Origin of the sequence: Pseudomonas sp. W15Feb9B, from assembly GCF_000828175.1 — a bacterium.
Classification (GTDB): domain Bacteria; phylum Pseudomonadota; class Gammaproteobacteria; order Pseudomonadales; family Pseudomonadaceae; genus Aquipseudomonas; species Aquipseudomonas parakoreensis.
The window spans coordinates 103564-128843 of record NZ_JTKF01000023.1; the positions used below are offsets into that span (position 1 = coordinate 103564).

The window sequence follows — 25280 nt, forward strand, 5'->3', positions numbered from 1 at the left end:
CCCTTGATGATGGCAGTACGTGCGCAAAGGACCTCATGAAGCAAAAAAGGACACTCGGAACGCCACGGTTGTTGGGCATCGTCTGGCCATTTATTGCCGTCGTGTTATTTCAGGCGTTATTGGGGGGCGTGAGTCTCTACGTCCTGTCGGCCGTGCGTGGCTATGTCGCCGGTGAAAGTCTCTGGTCCAAGGGCCAGAAGGACGCCATCTATTACCTGAACCTGTATGCCGACAGCCGTGACGAGGCGATCTTCCTCAAGTACAAGGACGCGATTGCGGTGCCCCAGGGCGGTCACCAGTTGCGTCTGGCGCTGGATCGTCAACCGCCGGATCTGCAGGCGGCGCGGGAAGGGATTCTCAAGGGTGGCAACCATCCCGATGACGTTTCGAGCCTGATCTGGCTGTACCTCAATTTCCGTCATTTCAGTTATCTGGAAACAGCGATCGACCGCTGGACCATCGGCGATGCCTATCTGGTGCAACTGGACAATGTCGCGCGCGAGATGCATCAGGGCATCAGCAAGAATGTCGCGACGCCGGCTGATATCCAGCACTGGAAAGCGCAAATCTTTGCCATCAATGACGGTGTAACGCCGGCGGCCAAGGCTTTCAGCGATGCCTTGGGCGAAGGCTCGCGGATGATCCTGCGCCTGCTGCTGTTCACCAACCTGGCCACGGCGCTGGGGTTGATCGTGCTGGCACTGTTGCGCACCCACAAACTGCTCAAACAGCGCCATGCCTTTGCTCAGGCGCTGCAACTGGAGAAGGACCGGGCGCACATCACCCTGCAATCGATTGGCGACGGAGTCATCACCACTGATGTCAATGGTGCGATCGATTACATGAATCCTGCGGCAGAAGCCATGACGCACTGGAAGTCCGAGCATGCGGCGGGGCTGCCTCTGGCCGCGCTGTTCAATCTGCTGGACGACAACGCGCAGGCAGAAGGGCTGACGCTGATCGAGCATATCCTCAGCGGGCAACTGGTCGGCGGCAGCGAACATTCCAAACTGATTCAGCGTCTGGACGGCAGCACGGTTTCCGTGACGCTGGTGGGCGCACCGATCCGCAATGCCGAGAAAGTCAGTGGCACAGTGTTGGTGCTGCATGACATGACTCAGGAACGGCAATACATCGCCAACCTGTCGTGGCAGGCCACCCACGATGCCCTGACCGGTCTGGCCAACCGCCGTGAATTCGAATATCGCCTGGAGCAGGCCCTGCACAACCTGACGCGCCAGCCCGGTCGGCATGCGCTGATGTTCCTTGATCTGGACCAGTTCAAACTGGTCAACGACACCTGCGGCCATGCCGCTGGCGATGAGTTGCTGCGGCACATCTGCGCGTTGTTGCAATCGGGCTTGCGCGAGAGCGACACCCTGGCACGGCTGGGCGGCGACGAGTTCGGCATCCTGCTGGAGAACTGCGCCCCGGACGCTGCCGAGAAAATTGCCGAGAGCTTGCGTCAGACAGTGCAGAACCTGCATTTCGTGTGGAAGGGGCGACCGTTCCTGACCACGGTGAGTATCGGTCTGGTGCACATCGCCCAGACCCCGACCACCCTCGAAGCCTCATTGCGCGCGGCTGACATGGCTTGCTACATGGCCAAGGAAAAGGGCCGTAACCGGGTGCAGGTTTACCACGCAGATGACTCCGAACTGTCTCTGCGCTTCGGCGAAATGGCCTGGGTGCAGCGCTTGCACATGGCTCTGGAAGAAGACCGCTTTTGCCTTTACGCCCAGGAAATCGCGCCACTGGGCCCCGCAGCTGATGGCGGCGGGCACATCGAAATACTCTTGCGTCTGCATGACGAGGCCGGGCGGATGATCCTGCCGGACAGTTTCATTCCGGCGGCCGAACGTTATGGCCTGATGAGTCAACTGGACCGCTGGGTTGTAGAAAATGTTTTTAAAGTCATTGCCCAATGTATTGCCGAACAACATCAAGGGCCTTTGGCAATGTGTGCGATTAATCTTTCAGGCATTACTATCGGAGATGAGGCGTTCTTGCACTTTCTGCGTGAACAGTTTGTTAATTACGCCATACCTCCTGAAATGATTTGTTTTGAAATTACCGAAACCAGTGCAATTGCCAATCTTGGGAGTGCAATTCGATTTATTAATGAACTCAAAGGCTTAGGTTGTTACTTCTCGCTTGATGATTTTTGTGCCGGAATGTCTTCATTCGCTTATCTGAAACATTTGCCTGTAGACTTCCTGAAGATCGACGGAAGTTTCGTAAAGGATATGCTGGACGACCCGATTAACCGCGCAATGGTCGAAGTGATCAATCACATCGGGCATGTCATGGGTAAGCAGACAATTGCCGAGTTTGTAGAAACAACCCAGATCGAGCAGGCATTGCTTGAAATCGGGGTGGATTACGCTCAGGGTTACGTCATCGAACGCCCGCAGTTGTTTACCTGCGACAGTTTGCAAAGTCGGCCCGCCAGACCGCAGCCGTTGTTATTCAAGGCGCCTGGCACGTTCCGTTGAAATCTCTTGCCGATCCTTACAATCACAAATCAAAAGGAGCCGAACAGTGATCGACACATTCAACCGAACCGGACCACTCATGGAAGCTGCAAGTTATCCCGCCTGGGCGCAACAGCTCATTACGGATTGCAGCGAGAGCAAGCGCCGGGTTGTCGAACATGAACTGTACCAGCGCATGCGCGATAACAAGCTCAGCGCCAGGACCATGCGCCAGTACCTGATCGGGGGATGGCCGGTCGTTGAACAGTTTGCGTTGTATATGGCGCAGAACCTGACCAAGACCAGGTTTGCCCGCCATCCTGGGGAGGACATGGCGCGCCGCTGGCTGATGCGTAACATCCGTGTTGAACTCAATCATGCTGATTACTGGCTGAACTGGAGCCGCGCGCACGGCGTCAGCCTTGAGGATCTTCAGGCTCAGCAAGTGCCGCCGGAACTGCATGCGCTGAGTCATTGGTGCTGGCATACGAGTTCGGCGGATTCGCTGATCGTTGCCATCGCTGCCACCAACTACGCCATCGAGGGCGCAACCGGAGAGTGGTCGGCGCTGGTGTGTTCCACTGGCGTTTACGCTGCGGCATTCCCGGAAGAGGAGCGCAAGCGGGCGATGAAATGGCTGAAGATGCATGCCCAATATGACGACGCCCATCCATGGGAAGCGCTGGAAATCATCTGCACGCTGGCGGGGATGAACCCGAGCCAGGCAATGCAGACCGAGCTGCGCCAGGCGGTGTGCAAGAGCTACGACTACATGTACCTGTTCCTTGAGCGCTGCATGCAGCTGGAGACCACGGAGCGCGCGATCCACGGTCGTGAACGTCTGGCGTTGGCAGAGAGCTGATTCAAGGTCTGAGGTGTAGCAAAAATGTGGGAGCGAGCCTGCTCGCGAAGACGGCGCTTCAGTCAGCACGGTTTTGACTGATTCACCGCTTTCGCGAGCAGGCTCGCTCCCACACTGCTGTGTGCTGTCTGAGAGTATTCAGCCAGCCATTGCCAACCGATTACGCCCTTCGCGCTTGGCCACGTACAGCGCACTGTCGGCCCGACGCAGCAGACTGTCCGCTGACTCACCCGGCAGCAGAGTGGAGCAGCCAAGGCTCACGGTCAGGTCGATCAATTGGCCGTCGGCGAAGTATTCCTCAGCCTGCGCGGCATGGCGCAATCGCTCGCCAACCATTTGCGCCGCTTCCCGGCCGGTGTTCGACAGCAGGATCAGAAACTCTTCCCCGCCATAGCGAAACACCATGTCGACGTTGCGCAACTGGCTCTTGATCGAGGCTGCCACCGCTTTGAGCACGTCATCACCGGCGCTGTGACCGTGGCTGTCGTTGACCCGTTTGAAGTGGTCGATGTCGAGCATCAGTACCGATAGTGGTTGCAGGTGCCGACGTGACATGTCGATCTCGCGCTGCAGGGTCTGCTCCATGGCGATCCGGTTGCCGGTTCCGGTCAGCGGATCGCGCAACGCACTTTGCGTCGCAGCGCGGTAGAGCAGGGCGTTGCGCATCGGGAATAACAGCGACGACAGCAGCGATTCGAGGTTGCCCTGATCCTGCTCACTGAAGCGCTGGTTGCGGCGAAACACCAGCTCGCCCAAGTGCTCGCCTTCGTGGCTGAGGCTATAGCTGACGGAATGGTGACCGCGGGCACCGAATTCCAGGCGCAGGTCGCTGCCTGAATGCACATAACTCAAGGCGTCCAGCGGCACCAGGCGCTGAACTTCGCGAAAAAACAGACCGAGGATTCGTTGCGGCTCAAGACTGGTTTGCAGTTGCAGGCTCATTTGCTGGCGCAGTTGCGCGAGGCTGGCCGGGCGTTCCAGAAGCGGAGGCAGCTGACCAAAGCCCAGGCGTTGCAATTTGGCACTGTCAAAGTCAATTGCATTGGTCTGGGAAGGTGATTTCATATGGCGTGAGCCCCTAAGCAGTAAGTCTGTCTTACAGGCTGGGTGAGAGCGGCTATGGGCTGCGCGTCATACTGATCCATCAGTCCCGTAGGACATTTGGCGTAAGTTTAGTCTGCCGGATGTCGATTAGTCAGCTATCGAAATCGGCCTTGCCCCAGTGCCTTCACACGGCGTGCTTTGAGGGAAATTAGAGCGAAAGTCGTGCCATTCAGTTCAGGATTATTAAAACTGTTATGAATCAATAGGATGGCATTTTGCTTTGGGCGGGAGTGGCAGATATTTGACTGGAATATCACGGCGAAAAGCGGCAAAGGTGTGCCGCGACGGTAATCCGCCACGGCAACAAAAGCGACGTATGGCAGTTATTGCGCGTTGAATGCCTGGCCATTGATGCCCGTACTGTCCGGGCCCATCAGGTACAGGTACACCGGCATGATCTCTTCCGGGGTCGGATTGTTCAGCGGGTTTTCCCCCGGATAGGCCTGTGCGCGCATGCTGGTACGCGTACCGCCCGGGTTGATGCTGTTGGAGCGCACAGGTGCTACGCCATCGACTTCGTCGGCCAGCGTCTGCATCAGGCCTTCGGTGGCGAACTTCGACACACCGTAGGCGCCCCAGTAGGCCCGGCCCTTGCGCCCGACGCTGCTGGAGGTGAACACCACCGAGGCATCCTGCGACAGCTTGAGCAGCGGCAGCAGGGTGCTGGTCAGCATGAACATGGCGTTGACGTTGACTTGCATGACACGCATGAAGTTTTCGCCCGACAACTGTTCGATCGGCGTGCGCGGGCCGATGATCGAGGCGTTGTGCAGCAGACCGTCGAGGTGGCCGAACTCGGTTTCGATCATCGCCGCCAGCTCATCGTATTGATGGGGCAGGGCGGTTTCGAGGTTGAACGGGATCACTGCCGGTTGTGGGTGGCCGGCTGCTTCGATTTCGTCGTAGACCTGCGTCAGATTGGCTTCGGTCTTGCCCAGCAACAGCACGGTGGCGCCATGGGCGGCGTAGGTTTTGGCAGCCGCCGCGCCGATGCCACGGCCGGCACCGGTGACCAGAATGACCCGATCCTTGAGCAGTTCGGGACGGGCGGTGTAATCAAACATAAAAACCTCTCCATAAGGCGAATGCTGAACTCTGTGGCGAGGGAGCTTGCTCCCGCTCGGCTGCGGAGCAGTCGTAGTGCCAGCCAGTGCGGTGTGCCTGAGAAAATGCGCACTCAGGTAAAAATGGGGCCGCTGCGCGACCCAGCGGGAGCAAGCTCCCTCGCCACAGGGGGGGGGCGGGTCAGCAGCTGCACAGCGCGCTGTCGAGCACCTTGCGCAACTCCAGTGGATGATCCACCACCACATCCGCGCCCCAGTGCCGCGGGTTGTCGTCCGGATGGATATAGCCATAGGTCACGGCGGCGGTTTTAGTGCCCGCATCGCGCCCGGATTCGATGTCGCGCAGATCATCGCCCACAAACAGTACGGTGGACGGATCCAGATCAAGCATCTTGCACGCGAGGATCAGCGGCTCCGGATCCGGCTTGCTGTTTTTCACGTGGTCCGGGCAGATCAACAGCGCCGAGCGCTCGGCCAGCCCCAGTTGCTGCATGATCGGTTCGGCAAACCGCACCGGTTTGTTGGTGACCACGCCCCAGATCAAGTTGCCCCGCTCGATGTCGGCCAGCAACTCGCCCATCCCGTCGAACAGCTTGCTGTGTACCGCGCAACCGGCCAGATAGCGTTCGAGGAATTCCTGGCGCAGTTCTTCGAAGCCCGGCGATTCCGGATCCATCGAGAACGTCACCGCGACCATGGCTTTGGCGCCGCCGGAAATTTCGTCGCGGATGTGCTTGTCGTTCATCGGCGGCAAGCCGCGATCCGCGCGCATCGCCTGACAGATGGCGATGAAATCCGGCGCGGTGTCGAGCAGGGTGCCGTCCATATCGAAAAGGACTGCTCTGATGGCCATCGGCTTATTCCTCGCGCAGGGTCTGGATCATGTAGTTGACGTCAACGTCGTTGGCCAGCTTGTAGTGCTTGGTCAGCGGGTTGTAGGTCAGGCCGATGATGTCCTTGACGGTCAGGCCGGCGATGCGGCTCCAGGCTCCCAGCTCGGACGGGCGAATGAATTTCTTGAAGTCGTGGGTGCCGCGTGGCAGCAGCTTCATGATGTATTCGGCACCGACGATGGCGAACAGGTACGCCTTCGGGTTGCGGTTGATGGTCGAGAAAAACACTTGGCCGCCGGGCTTGACCATGCGGTAGCAGGCGCGAATCACCGACGACGGGTCCGGTACGTGCTCGAGCATTTCCAGGCAGGTTACGACGTCGAACTGCTCGGGCATTTCTTCGGCAAGGGCTTCAGCGGTGATCTGCCGGTACTCGACGTTGACCCCGGATTCCAATTGATGCAGTTGCGCGACCGCCAGCGGCGCTTCGCCCATGTCGATGCCCGTTACGGTGGCGCCGCGCTGGGCCATGGCTTCGCTGAGAATGCCGCCGCCGCAGCCGACGTCGAGAACTTTCTTGCCGGCCAGATTGACCCGCTCGTCAATCCAGTTGACGCGCAGCGGATTGATGTCGTGCAGTGGTTTGAACTCGCTTTCACGGTCCCACCAACGATGGGCCAGGGCTTCGAATTTGGCGATTTCGGCGTGGTCGACGTTGCTCATGATCTATTCCTCGAAAAACTTGAAAAAGGCTGTAGCCGCGAAGTCTGCTCCGCGGTGTTTACGATTCTGAGTGGCCGCTGATGCGCTGGCCCCAGGCCCGGGCGGTGGCGCCCAGCTGTTGTTCGTCCAGGCGGGTCAGGCGCCGGTCGTCGAGTAACTGTTTGCCGGCGACCCACAGGTGTTTCACGCAGTCGCGGCCGGTGGCATAGATAAGCTGTGACACCGGGTCATAGACCGGTTGCTGGGCCAGGCCGGACAGGTCGAAGGCGACAATGTCCGCGGCCTTGCCGATCTCCAGCGAACCGACCTGTGCCTCAATGCCCAGAGCCCGGGCCCCGTTGAGCGTGGCCATGCGCAGCGCGCGATGGGCGTCCAGCGCGGTGGCCGAGCCGGCGACGGCTTTGGCCAGCAGCGCGGCGGTGCGGGTTTCGCCGAGCAGGTCGAGGTCGTTGTTGCTCGCTGCGCCATCGGTGCCGACGGCAACGTTCACACCAGCCTGCCACAGACGCTCCACCGGGCAGAAACCGCTGGCCAGCTTCAGGTTCGATTCCGGGCAGTGGATCACGCTGGTGTTGCTTTCTACCAGCAATGCCAGATCGTCATCGCTGATCTGGGTCATGTGCACCGCCTGGAAGCGCGGGCCGAGCAGGCCGAGGCGAGCGAGACGGGCCAGTGGTCGCTCGCCGCGATGCTCCAGCGATTGCTGGACTTCAAAGGCGGTTTCGTGGACGTGCATGTGGATCGACGCGTCCAGCTCTTCGGCGATCACACGGATTTTTTCCAGGTTCTCGTCGCCCACGGTGTAGGGTGCATGAGGGCCGAAAGTGATCTTGATCCGTTCGTGATGCTTCAAATCGCCGAACAGCTCGACGCCCTGACGAATGGCCTCATCGGCGCTACTGGCGCCGGGGATCGGGAAATCGAGGATCGGAATCGCGATCTGCGCGCGAATGCCGCTGTTGTGCACACGCTCACTGGCGACTTTCGGGAAGAAGTACATGTCCGAGAAGCAACTGATGCCACCCTTGATCTGCTCGGCAATCGCTAAGTCAGTGCCATCACGGACGAAATCTTCATCGACCCATTTGGCTTCGGCCGGCCAGATATGGTTTTCCAGCCAGGTCATCAGCGGCAGGTCGTCGGCCAGGCCACGGAACAGGGTCATCGCCGCATGTCCGTGGGCGTTGATCAGGCCCGGGCTGAGCAACACGTCCGGCAATTCGCGGACTTCAGTGGCGTTACACTTCAATGCTTCGGCGCGCGGGCCGATAAACACGATGCGACCGTCACGGATGCCCAAGCCATGTTCCTTGAGCACAACGCCTGCAGGTTCGACGGGTACCAGCCAGGTCGGCAGCAATAATAAGTCGAGCGCAATGGCAGGTTTCGGCATCGAGGGTCGGTTCCAGTGCTTTTGTAAAGGATGGCGAAGTATACCCGAGCGTCTTCGCGGGGGGATCGCTATAATCGGCGGCTTTTGTTCATGAGTGCGGGGTGAGGGATGCGCGATCGACTGTTGGCTGCGGAGAAAGTAAAGGCCATCGATTGGCGAGATGGCGCGCTCCACCTGCTGGATCAGCGCATTTTGCCGTTCGAGGAAACCTGGATTGCCTACACCAGCGCGGCCGGTGTGGCTGAGGCGATTCGTTCGATGGTGGTACGTGGCGCACCGGCGATCGGCATCAGTGCGGCCTATGGCATTGTGCTGGCGGCCCGCGCACGGATCGCTGAGGGGGGTGACTGGTACGCGGCGCTGGAAGAGGATTTCGCCTTGCTGGCCGATTCCCGGCCGACAGCGGTCAATCTGTTCTGGGCGCTGAATCGCATGCACGATCGCCTGGACCGGCTGAAAGAAAACGCCGATCCGCTGGCGGCACTGGAAGCTGAAGCCATCGCCATTCATGAAAGCGACCGCGAAGCCAACCTGACCATGGCTCAGCTCGGTGTCGACCTGATCCGCAAGCATCAGGGCAACGCCCAGGCGATTCTCACTCACTGTAATACCGGCGCCTTGGCCACCGGTGGTTTCGGTACCGCACTGGGGGTGATTCGCGCGGCCTATCTTGAAGGCATGGTAGAGCGCGTCTACGCCGATGAAACCCGCCCGTGGTTGCAGGGTTCGCGCCTGACCGCCTGGGAGCTGGCGAACGAAGGCATCCCGGTGACGCTCAATGCTGACTCCGCCGCCGCGCACATCATGAAAACCAAAGGCGTGACCTGGGTGATCGTCGGTGCTGACCGCATCACTGCCAATGGCGATGTGGCGAACAAGATCGGCACCTACCAACTGGCGGTCAACGCAATGCACCACGGCGTGCGCTTCATGGTGGTGGCACCGAGTTCGACCATCGACATGCATCTGGCCAGCGGCGACGACATTCCGATCGAGGAGCGTGATGGCGCCGAGTTGCTGGAGGTCGGTGGCAAGCGGGTGGGTGCGGACGTTGAAGCGTTCAACCCGGTGTTCGATGTGACGCCGGCCGATCTGATCGATGCGATCGTCACTGAAAAAGGCATCGTCGAGCGTCCGGATACGGCGAAACTGGCTCAGTTGATGTGCCGCAAACGCCTGCATTGATTGGCTTTGGCGTCTGTAAGGACGCCATCGCTGGCAAGCCAGCTCCCACAGGTTCTGTGCTCGCCGCTGACCCTGTGGGAGCTGGCTTGCCAGCGATGGCGCCCTGAAAGTCAATAAACATCGCAAAATCTGACCTCAAAACTGCATTCAAAGAAGCTCTGAGCCTCTCTCGTCCCCTTTACGCCTGTCATCGGTCAACTAACTATGCTCCATGCGCATCTGGGGGATAGGTGCGTGGCGGCTCTTGTGATAACATCCGGCGTTTTCCGAGGCGGCTTCACGGAGCTGTCTTTACTGCGCAAATCCGTGGTTGTATCCGTTGATTTGTCGTAAGTCGGCGCACGGCACTCAGCCTGCCCCGACGAGCTTCGTACATCCCATATGGATATGACGAAGTTTCACCAGAAAAAGGAATCAGGCTTCTCATGGGCGAACTGGCCAAAGAAATCCTCCCGGTCAATATCGAAGACGAGCTGAAACAGTCCTACCTCGACTACGCAATGAGCGTAATCGTCGGCCGTGCACTGCCGGATGCGCGCGATGGCCTCAAGCCCGTGCACCGTCGCGTACTGTTCGCGATGAGCGAGCTGGGCAACGACTTCAACAAGCCGTACAAGAAATCTGCCCGTGTTGTCGGTGACGTGATCGGTAAGTATCACCCGCATGGTGATACCGCGGTTTACGACACCATCGTCCGCATGGCTCAGCCTTTCTCCCTGCGTTACCTGCTGGTTGACGGTCAGGGCAACTTCGGTTCGGTGGACGGCGACAACGCCGCGGCCATGCGATACACCGAAGTGCGCATGACCAAGCTGGCGCACGAACTGCTGGCCGACCTGCACAAGGAAACCGTGGACTGGGTGCCGAACTACGACGGTACCGAGCTGATCCCGGCGGTCATGCCGACCCGCGTGCCGAACCTGCTGGTGAACGGTTCCAGCGGTATTGCCGTGGGCATGGCGACCAACATTCCGCCGCACAACCTCGGCGAAGTCATCGACGGTTGCCTGGCCCTCATCGACAATCCCGAGCTGACCGTCGATGAGCTGATGCAATACATCCCCGGTCCGGACTTCCCGACAGCCGCGATCATCAACGGTCGGGCCGGCATTATCGAAGCCTATCGCACCGGTCGTGGTCGCATTTACATGCGTGCGCGTTCGATCATCGAAGACATCGACAAGGTCGGTGGCCGTCAACAGATCGTCATCACTGAACTGCCGTATCAGCTGAACAAGGCGCGTCTGATCGAGAAGATCGCCGAGCTGGTCAAAGAGAAGAAGCTCGAAGGCATCACCGAGCTGCGCGACGAGTCCGACAAGGACGGTATGCGCGTCGTGATCGAGCTGCGTCGCGGCGAAGTGCCTGAGGTGATCCTCAACAACCTCTACGCCCAGACCCAACTGCAATCGGTATTCGGCATCAACATCGTCGCGCTGATCGACGGCCGTCCACGCATCCTCAACCTCAAGGATCTGCTGGAAGCCTTCGTCCGTCACCGTCGCGAAGTGGTCACCCGTCGTACCGTATTCGAGCTGCGCAAGGCTCGCGAGCGTGGTCACATCCTCGAAGGTCAGGCCGTTGCCCTGTCGAACATCGACCCGGTGATCGCCCTGATCAAGGCGTCGCCGACTCCGTCGGAAGCCAAGGAAGCGCTGGTCAGCACCCCTTGGGAATCCTCGGCGGTGGTGGCGATGGTGGAACGTGCCGGCGCCGATTCGTGCCGTCCGGAAAATCTCGATCCGCAATATGGTTTGCGCGAAGGCAAGTACTTCCTGTCGCCAGAACAGGCACAAGCCATTCTGGAGCTGCGTCTGCACCGTCTGACCGGTCTGGAGCACGAGAAGCTGCTGGCCGAGTATCAAGAGATCCTCAACCAGATCGGCGAGCTGATCCGCATCCTCAACAGCGCCGTGCGCCTGATGGAAGTGATCCGCGAAGAACTGGAAGTGATCCGCGCCGAATATGGCGACGTGCGCCGCACCGAGATTCTCGATGCGCGTCTCGATCTGACCCTGGGCGACATGATCCCGGAAGAAGAGCGCGTCGTGACCATCTCCCACGGCGGCTATGCCAAGACCCAGCCGCTGGCTGCCTACCAGGCCCAGCGCCGCGGCGGTAAAGGCAAGTCGGCCACCGGCGTCAAGGATGAGGACTACATCGCTCACCTGCTGGTGGCCAACAGTCACACCACGCTGCTGCTGTTCTCCAGCAAGGGCAAGGTGTACTGGCTGAAGACTTACGAAATTCCGGAAGCGTCCCGCGCCGCCCGTGGTCGTCCGTTGGTTAACCTGCTGCCGCTGGATGACGGTGAATACATCACCACCATGCTGCCGGTCGAGGAATACACCGAAGGTCATTACATCTTCATGGCGACCGCCAACGGCACCGTGAAGAAGACTCCGCTGGAATCCTTCAGCCGTCAGCGCAGCGTCGGTCTGATCGCGCTGGAACTGGACGAAGGCGACGTGTTGATCTCCGCGGCCATCACCGATGGCGAGCGCGAAGTGATGCTGTTCTCCGATGGCGGCAAAGTGACGCGCTTCAAAGAGTCCGATGTCCGTGCCATGGGCCGTACTGCCCGTGGTGTACGCGGCATGCGTCTGCCGGAAGGGCAGAAGCTGATTTCGATGCTGATCCCGGAAGAAGGCAGCCAGATCCTCACTGCTTCCGAGCGTGGTTATGGCAAGCGCACCGCGATCACCGAGTTCCCTGAGTACAAGCGTGGCGGTCAGGGCGTGATCGCCATGGTCAGCAACGAGCGTAACGGCCGTCTGGTCGGTGCGGTTCAGGTGCTCGACGGCGAAGAAATCATGCTGATTTCCGATCAGGGCACGCTGGTACGTACCCGTGTCGACGAAGTGTCGAGCCTGGGTCGTAACACTCAGGGCGTGACTCTGATCAAACTGGCCAAGGATGAAACCCTGGTCGGTCTGGAGCGGGTTCAGGAGCCATCGGAAGTCGAAGGCGACGAGCTTGAAGGTGAAGAGGGTGCCGAGTTCGAGGGAGATGTCGTGATCGACGACGTTGCCGAGGACCAGCAACTCGACGCCGCAGCTGACGAAGAGCCGCAAGAATAAGCGGACAAGCGAGGGGGCGGATGAAAATTCGCCCCCTTGTTATTTGTCCGGTATGAAATATCGGCGCCCATGACGAACCCTGTGGGAGCGAGCTTGCTCGCGAAAGCGGAGCAACAGGCGACATCGTTGTTGAATGTCAGTCCGCCTTCGCGAGCAAGCTCGCTCCCGCAGGATCGGCGCCGACTGATATGTGATACCACCAAATCAGAGCGAGATTGGATGTGAGCAAGCGAGCCTATAACTTCTGTGCCGGTCCTGCGGCGCTTCCTGAAGCTGTCCTGCAACGTGCCCAGGGTGAACTCCTTGATTGGCATGGCAAGGGTCTGTCGGTCATGGAAATGAGCCATCGCAGCGATGAGTTCGTGTCCATTGCCACCCAGGCCGAGCAGGATCTGCGTGACCTGCTGAATATCCCGTCGAACTATAAAGTGCTGTTTCTGCAGGGTGGCGCCAGCCAGCAGTTCGCGCAGATCCCGCTGAACCTGTTGCCGGAAAACGGCAGCGCCGACTATATCGACACCGGTATCTGGTCGCAGAAAGCCATCGAAGAAGCCTCGCGCTACGGCCACGTCAACGTTGCCGCCACCGCCAAGCCTTACGACTATTTCGCCATCCCGGGTCAGAACGAGTGGAAGCTGTCGAAAGACGCCGCTTACGTTCACTACGCGCCGAACGAAACCATCGGCGGTCTGGAGTTCCAGTGGATCCCGGAAACCGGTGACGTGCCGCTGGTGGCTGACATGTCTTCGGACATCCTCTCGCGTCCGGTCGACATCTCGCGTTTCGGCATGATCTACGCCGGCGCACAGAAGAACATCGGCCCGAGCGGTATCGTCGTCAACATCATCCGCGAAGACCTGCTGGGCAAGGCGCGTGCGCTGTGCCCGACCATGCTCGACTACAAGGTCGCGGCCGATAACGGTTCGATGTACAACACGCCGCCGACCCTGGCCTGGTACCTCTCCGGTCTGGTGTTCCAGTGGCTGAAAGAGCAGGGCGGCGTTGAAGCGATCGCCAAACTGAATGACGTCAAGCAGCGCACGCTGTACGACTTCATCGACGCCAGTGGCCTCTACAGCAACCCGATCAACAAGTCGGACCGCTCGTGGATGAACGTGCCGTTCCGTCTGGCTGATGATCGCCTGGACAAACCGTTCCTGGCCGGTGCCGATGCGCGCGGTCTGCTCAACCTCAAGGGCCACCGCTCCGTGGGCGGCATGCGTGCCTCCATCTACAACGCCGTCGACATCAACGCCGTCAACGCGCTGGTGGCGTACATGGCTGAATTCGAGAAGGAAAATGGCTGATGTCCGAGCAAGAACTCAAGGCACTGCGCCTGCGTATTGACGCTCTGGACGAAAAGGTCCTCGAGCTGATCAGTGAGCGTGCGCGCTGTGCCCAGGAAGTTGCGCGAGTCAAGATGGCCTCGCTGGCCGAAGGCGAGGTGCCGGTGTTCTATCGTCCCGAGCGTGAAGCTCAGGTGCTCAAACGCGTGATGGAGCGCAATCAGGGGCCGCTGGGCAACGAAGAGATGGCGCGGTTGTTCCGCGAAATCATGTCCTCGTGTCTCGCGCTCGAGCAGCCATTGAAAGTGGCTTACCTCGGCCCTGAAGGCACCTTCACTCAAGCAGCGGCGATGAAGCACTTCGGCCACGCGGTGATCAGCAAGCCGATGGCGGCGATCGACGAAGTGTTCCGTGAAGTGGCGGCGGGGGCGGTGAACTTCGGCGTGGTGCCGGTGGAGAACTCCACCGAAGGCGCGGTCAACCACACCCTCGACAGTTTCCTCGAACACGACATGGTGATCTGCGGTGAAGTCGAGCTGCGCATCCACCACCACCTGTTGGTCGGTGAAAACACCAAGACCGACAGCATCAGCCGCATCTACTCCCACGCGCAGTCGCTGGCCCAGTGCCGCAAGTGGCTGGACGCACATTATCCGAATGTCGAGCGCGTGGCGGTGGCGAGCAACGCCGAAGCGGCGAAGCGGGTCAAGGGTGAGTGGAACTCGGCGGCGATTGCCGGCGACATGGCTGCTGGCTTGTATGGCCTGACCCGTCTGGCCGAGAAGATCGAAGATCGTCCGGACAATTCGACGCGCTTCCTGATGATCGGTAATCAGGAAGTGCCGCCGACCGGCGACGACAAAACCTCGATCATCGTCTCGATGAGCAACAAGCCTGGCGCGCTGCATGAGCTGCTGGTGCCGTTCCATGACAACGGGATCGACCTGACCCGGATCGAAACCCGTCCGTCGCGCAGTGGCAAATGGACCTACGTGTTCTTCATCGACTTCGTCGGCCACCACCGTGATCCGCTGATCAAAGGTGTGCTGGAAAAGATCAGTCAGGAAGCAGTAGCACTCAAAGTGCTGGGTTCCTACCCGAAAGCAGTTCTTTAAGGGGCGGTAGCAAATGAGTGGCAACTTCCTCGCTCTGGCACAGCCGGGCGTGCAACAACTTTCGCCGTACGTTCCGGGCAAGCCTGTGGACGAACTGGCGCGCGAGCTGGATCTGGATCCGGCGAAAATCGTCAAGCTGGCAAGCAATGAAAACCCGCTGGGCGCCAGCCCGAAAGCGCTGGCGGCAATCCGTGATGAGCTGGCCGAGCTGACCCGTTATCCGGACGGCAACGGCTTCGCGCTGAAATCGTTGTTGGCCGAGCAGTGCCGCGTCGAGCTGAACCAGGTAACCCTGGGCAACGGCTCCAACGACATTCTCGAGCTCGTGGCGCGCGCCTATCTGGCGCCGGGTCTGAACGCCGTGTTCAGTGAGCATGCGTTTGCCGTTTACCCGATCGCCACCCAAGCGGTCGGCGCGCAGGCCAAAGTGGTACCGGCCAAGGACTGGGGGCACGACTTGCCTGCGATGCTTGCGGCCATCGACGCCAATACCCGCGTGGTGTTCATCGCCAATCCGAACAATCCGACCGGCACCTGGTTCGGCGCCGAAGCGCTGGACGAGTTCCTGCAAGATGTACCGGAACACGTGCTGGTGGTGCTGGACGAGGCGTACATCGAGTACGCCGAAGGCAGCGACCTGCCGGACGGTCTGGATTTCCTCGCGGCGTACCCGAATCTGCTGGTATCGCGCACGTTCTCCAAGGCCTACGGCCTGGCAGCGCTGCGCGTCGGTTATGGCCTGTCCACTGCGGTAGTAGCGGACGTGCTCAACCGTGTGCGCCAGCCATTCAACGTCAACAGCCTGGCTCTGGCCGCAGCCTGTGCGGCGCTGAAGGACGACGAGTATCTGGCGCAAAGCCGTCAGCTCAACGAATCCGGCATGCAGCAACTGCAGGCCGGTTTCCGTGAGCTGGGTCTGAGCTGGATCGAGTCCAAGGGCAACTTCATCTGCGTCGATCTTGGTCAGGTCGCTGCGCCTATTTTCCAAGGGCTGCTGCGTGAGGGCGTGATCGTGCGTCCGGTGGCCAATTACGGCATGCCGAACCACCTGCGGGTGACCATCGGTCTGCCGGCGGAAAACAGCCGCTTCCTTGAAGCGCTGCGCAAGGTTCTGGCTCGTGGGTGATGTCACTGCTCTGCAATCTGCTGCACCTAGGATCGGTCGCCTTGTGGTGGTCGGTCTGGGGTTGATCGGTGGTTCGTTTGCCAAAGGCTTGCGTGAAAGCGGCATCTGCCGTGAAGTGGTCGGGGTCGATCTCGACCCGCAATCGCGCAGGCTGGCGGTCGAGTTGGGTGTGGTGGACCGTTGCGAAGACGACCTGATTGCTGCGTGTCAGGGCGCCGACGTGATTCAACTGGCGGTGCCGATTCTGGCCATGGAGAAGGTGCTCGCGCGTCTGGCGAGTGTCGATCTGGGCCAGGCGATTCTGACCGATGTCGGCAGTGCCAAGGGCAATGTGGTGCGCGCGGCGACCGAGGCGTTCGGCGGCATGCCGGCGCGTTTCGTGCCGGGGCATCCGATTGCCGGTTCCGAGCAGAGTGGGGTGGAAGCTTCCAACTCTGAGCTGTTCCGTCGGCACAAGGTGATTCTGACCCCGCTCGCGCAAACCGACCCGGCCGCGCTGGCGGTGGTCGATCGCTTGTGGCGTGAGCTGGGTGCCGATGTCGAGCATATGCAGGTCGAGCGCCACGACGAAGTGTTGGCTGCGACCAGTCATCTGCCGCACCTGCTGGCCTTCGGTCTGGTCGACTCGTTGGCCAAACGCAATGAAAACCTTGAGATCTTCCGTTACGCTGCGGGCGGTTTTCGCGATTTCACAAGAATCGCCGGAAGCGACCCGGTGATGTGGCACGACATCTTCCTCGCCAACCGTGAGGCTGTCCTGCGCACACTCGATACATTTCGCAGCGACCTCGACGCCTTGCGCGACGCGGTCGATGCAGGGGATGGGCACCAATTGTTGGGCGTCTTCACGCGCGCCCGGGTTGCCCGCGAGCATTTCAGTAAAATCCTGGCCCGCAGGGCCTATGTGGACGCTATGAATTCCAACGATCTGATTTTTCTGGCTCAACCTGGTGGCCGCTTGTCCGGTCGGATTCGCGTACCAGGTGACAAATCGATTTCCCACCGCTCGATCATGCTCGGCTCGCTGGCCGAAGGCGTGACCGAGGTGGAAGGTTTCCTCGAGGGTGAAGATGCCCTGGCGACCTTGCAGGCATTTCGCGACATGGGCGTGGTCATCGAAGGCCCGCACCACGGTCGGGTGACCATTCACGGCGTTGGCCTGCATGGCTTGAAGCCGGCACCTGGCCCGATCTATCTGGGCAACTCCGGCACCTCGATGCGTCTGTTGTCCGGCCTGCTGGCGGCGCAGAACTTCGACAGCACCCTGACGGGCGATGCGTCGCTGTCCAAGCGTCCGATGAATCGCGTGGCCAATCCGCTGCGTGAAATGGGCGCTGTGATTGAAACTGCTGCCGAAGGTCGTCCGCCGATGACCATTCGTGGCGGTCATAAGCTCAAGGGTCTGACCTACACCATGCCGATGGCCAGTGCTCAGGTGAAGTCCTGCCTGCTGCTGGCGGGTCTGTACGCGGAAGGCAAGACCACTGTCACTGAGCCGGCTCCAACCCGTGATCACACCGAGCGCATGCTGCGTGGTTTCGGCTACCCGGTGAGCGTTGATGGCGCGACCGCTTCGGTCGAGTCCGGCGGCAAGCTGACCGCGACCCACATTGAAGTGCCGGGCGATATCTCGTCGTCGGCGTTCTTTCTGGTGGCGGCGTCGATCGCCGAAGGTTCCGAGTTGGTGTTGGAGCACGTCGGCATCAACCCGACCCGTACCGGCGTTATCGACATCCTGCGGCTGATGGGCGCCGATATCACCTTGGAAAACCAACGTGAGGTCGGTGGCGAACCGGTAGCCGACCTGCGCGTGCGGGCAGCTAAACTGAAAGGTATCGAGATTCCGGAAGCGCTGGTGCCACTGGCGATTGACGAATTCCCGGTACTGTTCGTGGCGGCGGCCTGTGCCGAAGGTCGTACCGTGCTGACCGGTGCTGAAGAGTTGCGCGTCAAGGAATCGGACCGCATCCAGGTCATGGCGGACGGCTTGCTGGCGCTGGGCGTCAAGTGCCAGCCGACCCCGGACGGCATCATCATCGATGGCGGCCAGATCGGTGGCGGCGAAGTGCATGGTCACGGCGATCACCGTATCGCCATGGCCTTCAGTGTGGCCTCGCTGCGCGCCACTGCGCCGATTCGCATCCATGATTGCGCCAACGTCGCGACGTCGTTCCCGAACTTCCTCGCGCTGTGCGCGCAGGTCGGCATTCGTGTGGCTCAAGAGGCTCAGTCGTGAAAAACATTGCACCGGTCATCACCATCGATGGACCAAGCGGTTCGGGCAAGGGCACGGTCGCCGGGATTCTGGCCAAGCGTCTGGGATGGAACCTGCTGGATTCCGGTGCGCTGTATCGCCTGCTGGCGTTCGCTGCGCACAACCATGGTGTCGACCTGACCAATGAAGAGTTGCTGAAAAAGCTGGCTGCTCATCTGGATGTGCAGTTCATCGCGGCGACTGAAGGTCAGCTGCAGCGCATCATTCTGGAAGGTGATGAAGTCAGCGATGTCATCCGTACTGAAAGTGTTGGCGCAGGCGCGTCCCAGGTAGCTGCGCTGCCGGCGGTGCGCGAGGCGCTGCTGCAGCGCCAGCGCGCCTTCCAGGAGGCGCCGGGGTTGGTGGCTGATGGTCGCGATATGGGTACGGTGGTTTTTCCCGATGCCCCATTGAAGATCTTCCTCACCGCCAGCGCCGAGGAGCGAGCGCGTCGCCGATATTTGCAGTTGAAGGGCAAAGGCGAGGATGTTAGTCTGTCGAGTCTGCTAGATGAGATCCGTGCACGCGACGAGCGTGATACCCAGCGTGCAGTGGCCCCGCTCAAGCCGGCGGCCGACGCGATTCAGCTGGATTCCACGGAGTTGTCCATCGATCAGGTGCTTGAACGCATCATGAGCGAGATCGCCATTCGCGATATCGCCGGGTGACCAAGAAGGCCGCAGGGGACCAGTCATAGTCCTGCAGCGCTTCTTTTAAATGAAACTAACCCACACCGTCTGGGGTGTGGAGATGGGCGTATTCTTCGCCCTCATCTACAGGAATTAAAATGAGCGAAAGCTTTGCGGAACTCTTTGAAGAAAGCCTAAAGACCCTGAACCTTCAGGCAGGCTCCATCATCACCGGTGTTATCGTTGATATCGATTACCAGGCTCGCTGGGTAACCGTTCACGCTGGCCTGAAGTCTGAAGCACTCATCCCGCTGGAACAGTTCTACAACGACGCTGGCGATCTGACTATCAATGTCGGTGACGAAGTTCACGTTGCTCTGGATTCGGTTGAAGACGGTTTCGGTGAAACCAAGCTGTCCCGTGAAAAAGCCAAGCGCGCTGAATGCTGGATCGTTCTGGAAGCAGCCTTCGCAGCTGAGGAAGTGGTCAAGGGCGTTATCAACGGTAAGGTTAAAGGCGGCTTCACTGTCGACGTTAACGGCATCCGTGCGTTCCTGCCAGGTTCCCTGGTTGATGTCCGTCCAGTGCGCGACACCACGCACCTGGAAGGCAAAGAGCTGGAATTCAAGGTCATCAAGCTGGACCAGAAGCGCAACAACGTTGTCGTTTCCCGTCGCAGCGTCCTCGAAGCCGAGAACTCCGCCGAGCGTGAAGCTCTGCTGGAATCCCTGCAGGAAGGCCAGCAAGTCAAAGGTATCGTCAAAAACCTCACCGATTACGGCGCATTCGTCGATCTGGGTGGCGTGGACGGCCTGCTGCACATCACCGACATGGCCTGGAAGCGCATCAAGCATCCTTCCGAGATCGTCAACGTTGGTGACGAAATCGACGTCAAGGTTCTGAAATACGATCGCGAACGCAACCGTGTTTCCCTGGGCCTGAAGCAGCTGGGCGAAGATCCATGGGTTGCTATCAAAGCCCGTTACCCAGAAAGCACTCGCGTTACCGCTCGTGTAACCAACCTGACCGACTACGGCTGCTTCGCTGAGCTGGAAGAGGGCGTTGAAGGTCTGGTACACGTTTCGGAAATGGACTGGACCAACAAGAACATCCACCCTTCGAAAGTCGTACAAGTCGGCGACGAAGTGGAAGTCATGGTTTTGGACATCGACGAAGAGCGTCGTCGCATCTCCCTGGGCATCAAGCAGTGCAAGTCGAACCCATGGGAAGACTTCTCTGGCCAGTTCAACAAGGGCGACAAGATCTCCGGTACCATCAAGTCGATCACCGATTTCGGTATCTTCATTGGTCTGGACGGCGGCATCGACGGTCTGGTTCACCTGTCCGACATCTCCTGGAACGAAGTGGGCGAAGAAGCCGTACGCCGTTTCAAGAAGGGCGACGAGCTGGACACCGTCATCCTGTCGGTTGACCCAGAGCGCGAGCGCATCTCCCTGGGCATCAAGCAACTGGAAAGCGATCCGTTCTCCGAGTACGTCTCGGTTAACGACAAAGGCGCTATCGTTAAAGGCACCGTGAAAGAAGTTGACGCCAAAGGCGCCATCATCGTTCTGGCTGACGACATCGAAGCGACCCTGAAAGCCTCCGAAATCAGCCGTGACCGCGTTGAAGACGCGCGCAACGTTCTGAAAGAAGGCCAGGAAGTTGAAGCCAAGATCATCAGCGTTGACCGCAAGAGCCGCGTAATCCAGCTCTCGATCAAGTCGAAAGATGACGCTGAAGAGAAAGAAGCTATCCAGAGCCTGAACTCCGTTCAGGAAGCTCCAGCCGATACCACCATGGCTGCTCTGTTGAAGCAAGCAATGGCCAAACAGAACTAAGTTCTGCTTGATCATGAAAAAGGGCGACTTCGGTCGCCCTTTTTTGTGCCTGCGATTTGGGGGGGCTGAGACTACGGTGAAACCAATCCCTTCAGCGGGTTGTCTGTTTCTTTAATCGGATCAATCGCCTATTCGCGACTAAGCTGTGGGTAGTAGTCGTGCAGTAGTCGGGCGTTGCCTGGCATAAGGAAGTGGATGAACAGATTTATTGTGTTGATTGCGGTGTTGGTTTTGGCTGGCTGTACCACCAGTGCCAAGACGCATGCGGTGCGTGGTGTCAGCGGTATCGAGATCGACTGCTCCGGTTTGGGGTCGGGGTGGGAGAAGTGCCAAAAGCGCGCGGCGAAGGAGTGCAAGGGGGCGGGTTACAGGGTGATCACCCGGTCCGATGATGCTAAAGACGAAGATGAGTTTCCATTTGGCTTCAATCCCGCAGGCTATGTCACTCGAACCATGTTGGTGATGTGCCGTTGAATGTGCGCTGCCTTGGTTTGGTGCTTTTGTGTACTGAAAACGGGCGTTTCGGCGCCAAGGAAGATATGTCAATCCCTGGGCTGTTCAAAATCTTCCGGGCGTGCTAAAACCTTTCAAGCGCTGATCTAGCTGCTTGAAAAAGAAGGGAAAAATATGACGAAGTCGGAGTTGATCGAACGAATTGTCACCCATCAAGGGCTACTCTCATCCAAGGATGTGGAGCTGGCCATCAAGACCATGCTTGAACAAATGTCCCAGTGCCTCGCTACCGGTGATCGCATCGAGATCCGTGGGTTTGGCAGCTTTTCCCTGCATTATCGTGCGCCGCGCGTCGGTCGCAATCCAAAGACCGGTCAGTCTGTCAGCCTTGACGGCAAGTTTGTTCCGCACTTCAAGCCGGGCAAGGAATTGCGTGATCGTGTGAACGAGGAAGAGGAGGAGGGCGCTTGATTTGCGTTATTCAAATTCAAGGGGGTCTGAATGCGTAATCTGAAACGCATACTGCTTGGCGCATTTCTCCTTTTGATGGTGCTGGCGGTGTTGGCTTTTGTTCTTGAGAACCAGCAGTCAGTTTCGCTTTTGTTTCTGGGTTTTTCCGGGCCGCAACTGCCGGTGTCGGTGCTTGTAGTGTTGGCGCTACTGATCGGTATGTTGATCGGCCCTATGCTGGGCTGGCTACTGGGACGATCGTCCAGAGCTGCGGGTAAGAGACTGGTATAAAAGTGATAGGCGCGACGCGTCTGTCGAAATTGCGCCTCAGTCTGTCTTTATCCATTAGTAAATCCATGATTAAGCTGTAAAATGCTTCCCTTGTTCGATCGTGCCGTAACGCATGTCGATTCAGACTGACTCTGACGGATGCCAACTGCGAGTGGCATCTGCATTCATGGATTAGACAGTGCTCAATGGCAGCGCTGTCTGCAGCTCAAGGGTATCGTTTCGCGTGAAAATTCTAGTTACCGGCGGCGCAGGCTTTATTGGCTCGGCAGTTATCCGTCATATCATCTCCAATACTTCTGACTCTGTCGTCAATGTCGATAAGCTGACCTACGCCGGCAATCTGGAGTCCTTGGCAGAAGTCAGCCAGAACACGCGTTACGCTTTCGAACGCGTCGATATTTGCGATCGTGATCAGGTTGACCGTGTGCTGCGTGAGCACCAACCGGATGCAATCATGCACCTGGCCGCAGAATCCCATGTTGATCGTTCGATCTCCGGTCCGTCGGAGTTTATTCAAACCAATATCATTGGCACTTACACGCTGCTTGAAGCTGCGCGGCACTATTGGGCTGCTCTGGATGATGCACGTAAAGCCAACTTCCGTTTTCACCATATCTCGACTGATGAAGTATATGGCGACCTGGAAGGCCCGGAAGATCTGTTCACTGAAACCACACCTTATCAGCCTAGTTCGCCTTATTCGGCCAGCAAAGCCAGTTCTGATCACCTGGTTCGTGCTTGGGCGCGTACCTACGGTTTGCCGACACTGGTCACCAATTGCTCGAATAACTACGGCCCGTGCCACTTTCCCGAGAAGTTGATTCCATTGATCATTCTCAATGCGCTGGAAGGCAAGCCGCTTCCGGTTTACGGAAAAGGCAATCAGGTTCGTGATTGGCTGTATGTAGAAGATCACGCTCGTGCGTTGTACAAGGTCGTGACCGAAGGTGTGATTGGTGAGACTTACAACATCGGTGGTCACAATGAGAAGCAAAACATCGAAGTCGTGAACACCTTGTGCGCACTGCTTGACGAGTTGCGTCCCGACTCTGTACACCGACCGCATGCCAGCCTGATCACATACGTTCAGGATCGCCCGGGGCACGACCAGCGCTACGCAATTGATGCGAGCAAGATTCAGCGCGAGTTGGGCTGGACTCCGGAAGAAACCTTTGAGACGGGGATCCGCAAGACCGTCGAATGGTATCTGAACAACACTGAATGGGTCGCTCACGTCAAGAGTGGTGCCTATCAGCAGTGGATCAACCAGAACTACGCGGACCGCTCGAACAAGGCATGAAGATTCTGCTGCTAGGCAAGAACGGTCAAGTCGGCTGGGAGCTGCAACGCTCCCTTGCTCCGCTTGGCGAGTTGATTGCGCTGGATCGGCAGACCGTTGATGGTTTGTGTGGTGACCTGACTGATCTGTCGGCATTGCGCGACACCATTATGCGGGTCAAACCCGATGTGATCGTCAACGCCGCTGCCTACAACGCGGTCGACAAGGCTGAGTCGGAATCCGAGCTGGCACTGCAAGTCAATGGTCTGGCCACTCAGGTGATGGCCGAGCAGGCTGCGCGACTGGGTGCCTGGCTGGTTCATTATTCGACTGATTACGTGTTCGATGGCCGAGGTGAGACTCCTTGGCTGGAAACCGATGCAGCTGCGCCACTGAATCGCTACGGTGAAAGCAAACTGGCTGGAGAGCTGGCGATCCAGGTCTCGGGCTGCAAATACTTGATATTTCGTACCAGTTGGGTTTTTGCGGTTCGTGGGCAAAACTTTGCCAAGACTATGTTGCGTCTGGCTAAGGAACGTCAGGAACTAAGTGTCATTGCCGACCAGATAGGAGCGCCGACGGGGGCTGATCTGATCGCCGATGTCACGGCGCTTGCTTTGCAGCAGGCGCAGTCTCGGCCGGAACTGGCAGGCTTGTACCACCTTGCCGCCAGCGGTGAAGTGTCCTGGTATGGTTACGCCAGTCATGTGCTTGGTTTTGCTCGGGATAATGGCGAAGAACTCGCCTTCAAAACCATCAAGCCGATCGACGCTGTTGCATACCCCACCGCCGCTCGTCGCCCGCTGAATTCGCGTTTGAATACTCAGAAACTACGCGACAATTTTTCTTTACACTTGCCGGATTGGCAAAGTGGTGTAACTCGAATGCTTAGGGAAGTTCTTGAAAAATGACCACCATAAATCGTAAAGGCATCATCCTCGCTGGCGGCTCAGGCACGCGTCTTCATCCGCTGACACTCGGTGTGTCCAAGCAGATGCTGCCGATTTACGACAAGCCGATGATCTTCTATCCGTTGTCGGTACTGATGCTCGCTGGTATGCGCGAAATCCTGATCATTTCTACTCCGGAAGATCTACCTTGCTTCAAGAAGTTGTTGGGTGATGGCAGTGTCTACGGCATCAAACTGACCTACGCCGAGCAGCCTAGCCCGGACGGTCTCGCTCAAGCGTTCATTATCGGTGAGGAGTTCATCGGTGAAGACCCTTGCTGTCTGATCCTGGGTGACAACATTTTCTACGGTCAGCATTTCTCCGACAATCTGCGCTCCGCCAGTTCGCAAGAGCATGGTGCTACCGTATTTGGTTATCACGTGTCTGATCCGGAGCGTTTCGGGGTGGTCGAGTTCGACGCTACCGGCCGAGCCTTGAGTATCGAAGAAAAGCCGCTGAAGCCGAAATCCAACTACGCGGTGACCGGGCTGTATTTCTACGACAATCAGGTCGTTGAGATTGCCAAGAACATCAAGCCTTCCGAGCGTGGCGAGCTTGAAATCACCGATGTGAACAGCGCCTATCTCAATCAGAAGTCGCTGAATGTGGAAATGCTCGGTCGTGGTTTCGCCTGGCTGGATACCGGTACCCATGATTCGCTGTTGGAAGCCAGTCATTTTGTGCACACCATCGAACAGCGCCAAGGGTTGAAGGTGGCTTGCCTGGAAGAAATCGCCTACAACAATGGCTGGATCACCGCTGAGCAACTCGCTGCTCAGGCCCAGGCTCTCAAGAAGACCGGGTATGGTCAGTATCTGCAAAAACTGCTTGATTCGCCGTCACGCTGATTCGTAAGCAAAGCGCTTCCCAGTCGGTGCGTTCAACCGC

The 25280-nt window shown here is 58.7% G+C and carries 21 protein-coding genes; 16 read left to right on the top strand and 5 right to left on the bottom strand.

Annotated elements, in window-relative coordinates; genetic code table 11:
- Positions 1-35: 35 nt before the first annotated feature.
- Both OC71_RS12570 and OC71_RS12575 read left to right on the top strand, forming a co-directional pair.
- Complete coding sequence (locus OC71_RS12570; protein WP_041069346.1) at positions 36-2495, top strand: EAL domain-containing protein; 2460 nt, start codon at positions 36-38, stop codon at positions 2493-2495.
- Between the two features lie 79 nt (positions 2496-2574).
- Positions 2575-3336, top strand: coding sequence for a TenA family transcriptional regulator (locus OC71_RS12575; RefSeq protein WP_371260386.1), 762 nt, complete (start codon positions 2575-2577; stop codon positions 3334-3336).
- A gap of 138 nt (positions 3337-3474) precedes the next feature.
- On the opposite strand, the gene OC71_RS12580 is transcribed toward OC71_RS12575, so the two are convergent.
- The 5 genes from OC71_RS12580 to OC71_RS12600 all read right to left on the bottom strand — a co-directional run bounded on the left by OC71_RS12580 (position 3475) and on the right by OC71_RS12600 (position 8453).
- The gene (locus tag OC71_RS12580) at positions 3475-4401 is read right to left on the bottom strand and encodes a GGDEF domain-containing protein (protein ID WP_041069352.1); all 927 of its coding nucleotides are present in this window, start codon (positions 4399-4401) and stop codon (positions 3475-3477) included.
- A gap of 362 nt (positions 4402-4763) precedes the next feature.
- Positions 4764-5504 carry a YciK family oxidoreductase gene (locus OC71_RS12585; protein ID WP_003226924.1) on the bottom strand — a complete coding sequence of 247 codons (741 nt, stop codon included), beginning with the start codon at positions 5502-5504 and terminating at the stop codon, positions 4764-4766.
- 181 nt (positions 5505-5685) lie between these two features.
- Entirely contained in the window at positions 5686-6357 is a 672-nt protein-coding gene (gene mupP, locus OC71_RS12590) for an N-acetylmuramic acid 6-phosphate phosphatase MupP (RefSeq protein ID WP_041069355.1), read from the bottom strand.
- 4 nt (positions 6358-6361) lie between these two features.
- Entirely contained in the window at positions 6362-7060 is a 699-nt protein-coding gene (ubiG, locus tag OC71_RS12595; RefSeq protein WP_041069358.1) for a bifunctional 2-polyprenyl-6-hydroxyphenol methylase/3-demethylubiquinol 3-O-methyltransferase UbiG, read from the bottom strand.
- A gap of 58 nt (positions 7061-7118) precedes the next feature.
- Positions 7119-8453: a TRZ/ATZ family hydrolase gene (locus OC71_RS12600; protein ID WP_041069362.1), complete on the bottom strand. Its 1335-nt coding sequence runs from the start codon at positions 8451-8453 to the stop codon at positions 7119-7121.
- A gap of 108 nt (positions 8454-8561) precedes the next feature.
- Between OC71_RS12600 and mtnA the strand changes: the two genes are divergently transcribed.
- The 14 genes from mtnA to rfbA all read left to right on the top strand — a co-directional run bounded on the left by mtnA (position 8562) and on the right by rfbA (position 25240).
- Positions 8562-9638: an S-methyl-5-thioribose-1-phosphate isomerase gene (mtnA, locus tag OC71_RS12605; RefSeq protein ID WP_041069365.1), complete on the top strand. Its 1077-nt coding sequence runs from the start codon at positions 8562-8564 to the stop codon at positions 9636-9638.
- A 425-nt stretch (positions 9639-10063) separates the two neighbouring features.
- On the top strand, positions 10064-12718 hold the full coding sequence (gene gyrA, locus OC71_RS12610; protein ID WP_041069368.1) for a DNA gyrase subunit A: 2655 nt from the start codon (positions 10064-10066) through the stop codon (positions 12716-12718).
- Positions 12719-12939: 221 nt separating this feature from the next.
- Positions 12940-14025, top strand: a complete 1086-nt coding sequence (serC, locus tag OC71_RS12615; protein WP_041069371.1) for a 3-phosphoserine/phosphohydroxythreonine transaminase — start codon at positions 12940-12942, stop codon at positions 14023-14025.
- Positions 14025-15119, top strand: coding sequence for a prephenate dehydratase (gene pheA / locus OC71_RS12620; protein ID WP_041069374.1), 1095 nt, complete (start codon positions 14025-14027; stop codon positions 15117-15119). Before serC ends, pheA begins: the two co-directional genes overlap by 1 nt.
- Positions 15120-15132: 13 nt before the next feature.
- Positions 15133-16245, top strand: a complete 1113-nt coding sequence (gene hisC, locus OC71_RS12625; protein ID WP_041069377.1) for a histidinol-phosphate transaminase — start codon at positions 15133-15135, stop codon at positions 16243-16245.
- A complete protein-coding gene (locus OC71_RS12630; RefSeq protein ID WP_052510595.1) occupies positions 16238-18481 on the top strand; it encodes a bifunctional prephenate dehydrogenase/3-phosphoshikimate 1-carboxyvinyltransferase in 2244 nt (747 codons plus the stop codon). The genes hisC and OC71_RS12630 overlap by 8 nt, the downstream gene beginning before the upstream one ends.
- Complete coding sequence (gene cmk / locus OC71_RS12635) at positions 18478-19167, top strand: (d)CMP kinase (protein ID WP_007963625.1); 690 nt, start codon at positions 18478-18480, stop codon at positions 19165-19167. Before OC71_RS12630 ends, cmk begins: the two co-directional genes overlap by 4 nt.
- A 119-nt stretch (positions 19168-19286) precedes the next feature.
- Positions 19287-20969, top strand: a complete 1683-nt coding sequence (gene rpsA / locus OC71_RS12640) for a 30S ribosomal protein S1 (RefSeq protein ID WP_041069380.1) — start codon at positions 19287-19289, stop codon at positions 20967-20969.
- Between the two features lie 195 nt (positions 20970-21164).
- Positions 21165-21443 (top strand): hypothetical protein, encoded by a 279-nt coding sequence (locus OC71_RS12645; protein ID WP_041069383.1) that lies wholly within the window; start codon positions 21165-21167, stop codon positions 21441-21443.
- Between the two features lie 153 nt (positions 21444-21596).
- A complete protein-coding gene (ihfB, locus tag OC71_RS12650; RefSeq protein WP_007950920.1) occupies positions 21597-21893 on the top strand; it encodes an integration host factor subunit beta in 297 nt (98 codons plus the stop codon).
- A 30-nt stretch (positions 21894-21923) separates the two neighbouring features.
- A complete protein-coding gene (locus OC71_RS12655) occupies positions 21924-22163 on the top strand; it encodes a lipopolysaccharide assembly protein LapA domain-containing protein (RefSeq protein ID WP_041069386.1) in 240 nt (79 codons plus the stop codon).
- Between the two features lie 223 nt (positions 22164-22386).
- Positions 22387-23463: a dTDP-glucose 4,6-dehydratase gene (rfbB, locus tag OC71_RS12660; protein WP_174377285.1), complete on the top strand. Its 1077-nt coding sequence runs from the start codon at positions 22387-22389 to the stop codon at positions 23461-23463.
- Positions 23460-24353 (top strand): dTDP-4-dehydrorhamnose reductase, encoded by an 894-nt coding sequence (gene rfbD, locus OC71_RS12665; protein ID WP_041069392.1) that lies wholly within the window; start codon positions 23460-23462, stop codon positions 24351-24353. Before rfbB ends, rfbD begins: the two co-directional genes overlap by 4 nt.
- Positions 24350-25240, top strand: a complete 891-nt coding sequence (gene rfbA, locus OC71_RS12670) for a glucose-1-phosphate thymidylyltransferase RfbA (protein WP_041069395.1) — start codon at positions 24350-24352, stop codon at positions 25238-25240. Before rfbD ends, rfbA begins: the two co-directional genes overlap by 4 nt.
- Positions 25241-25280 lie beyond the last annotated feature (40 nt).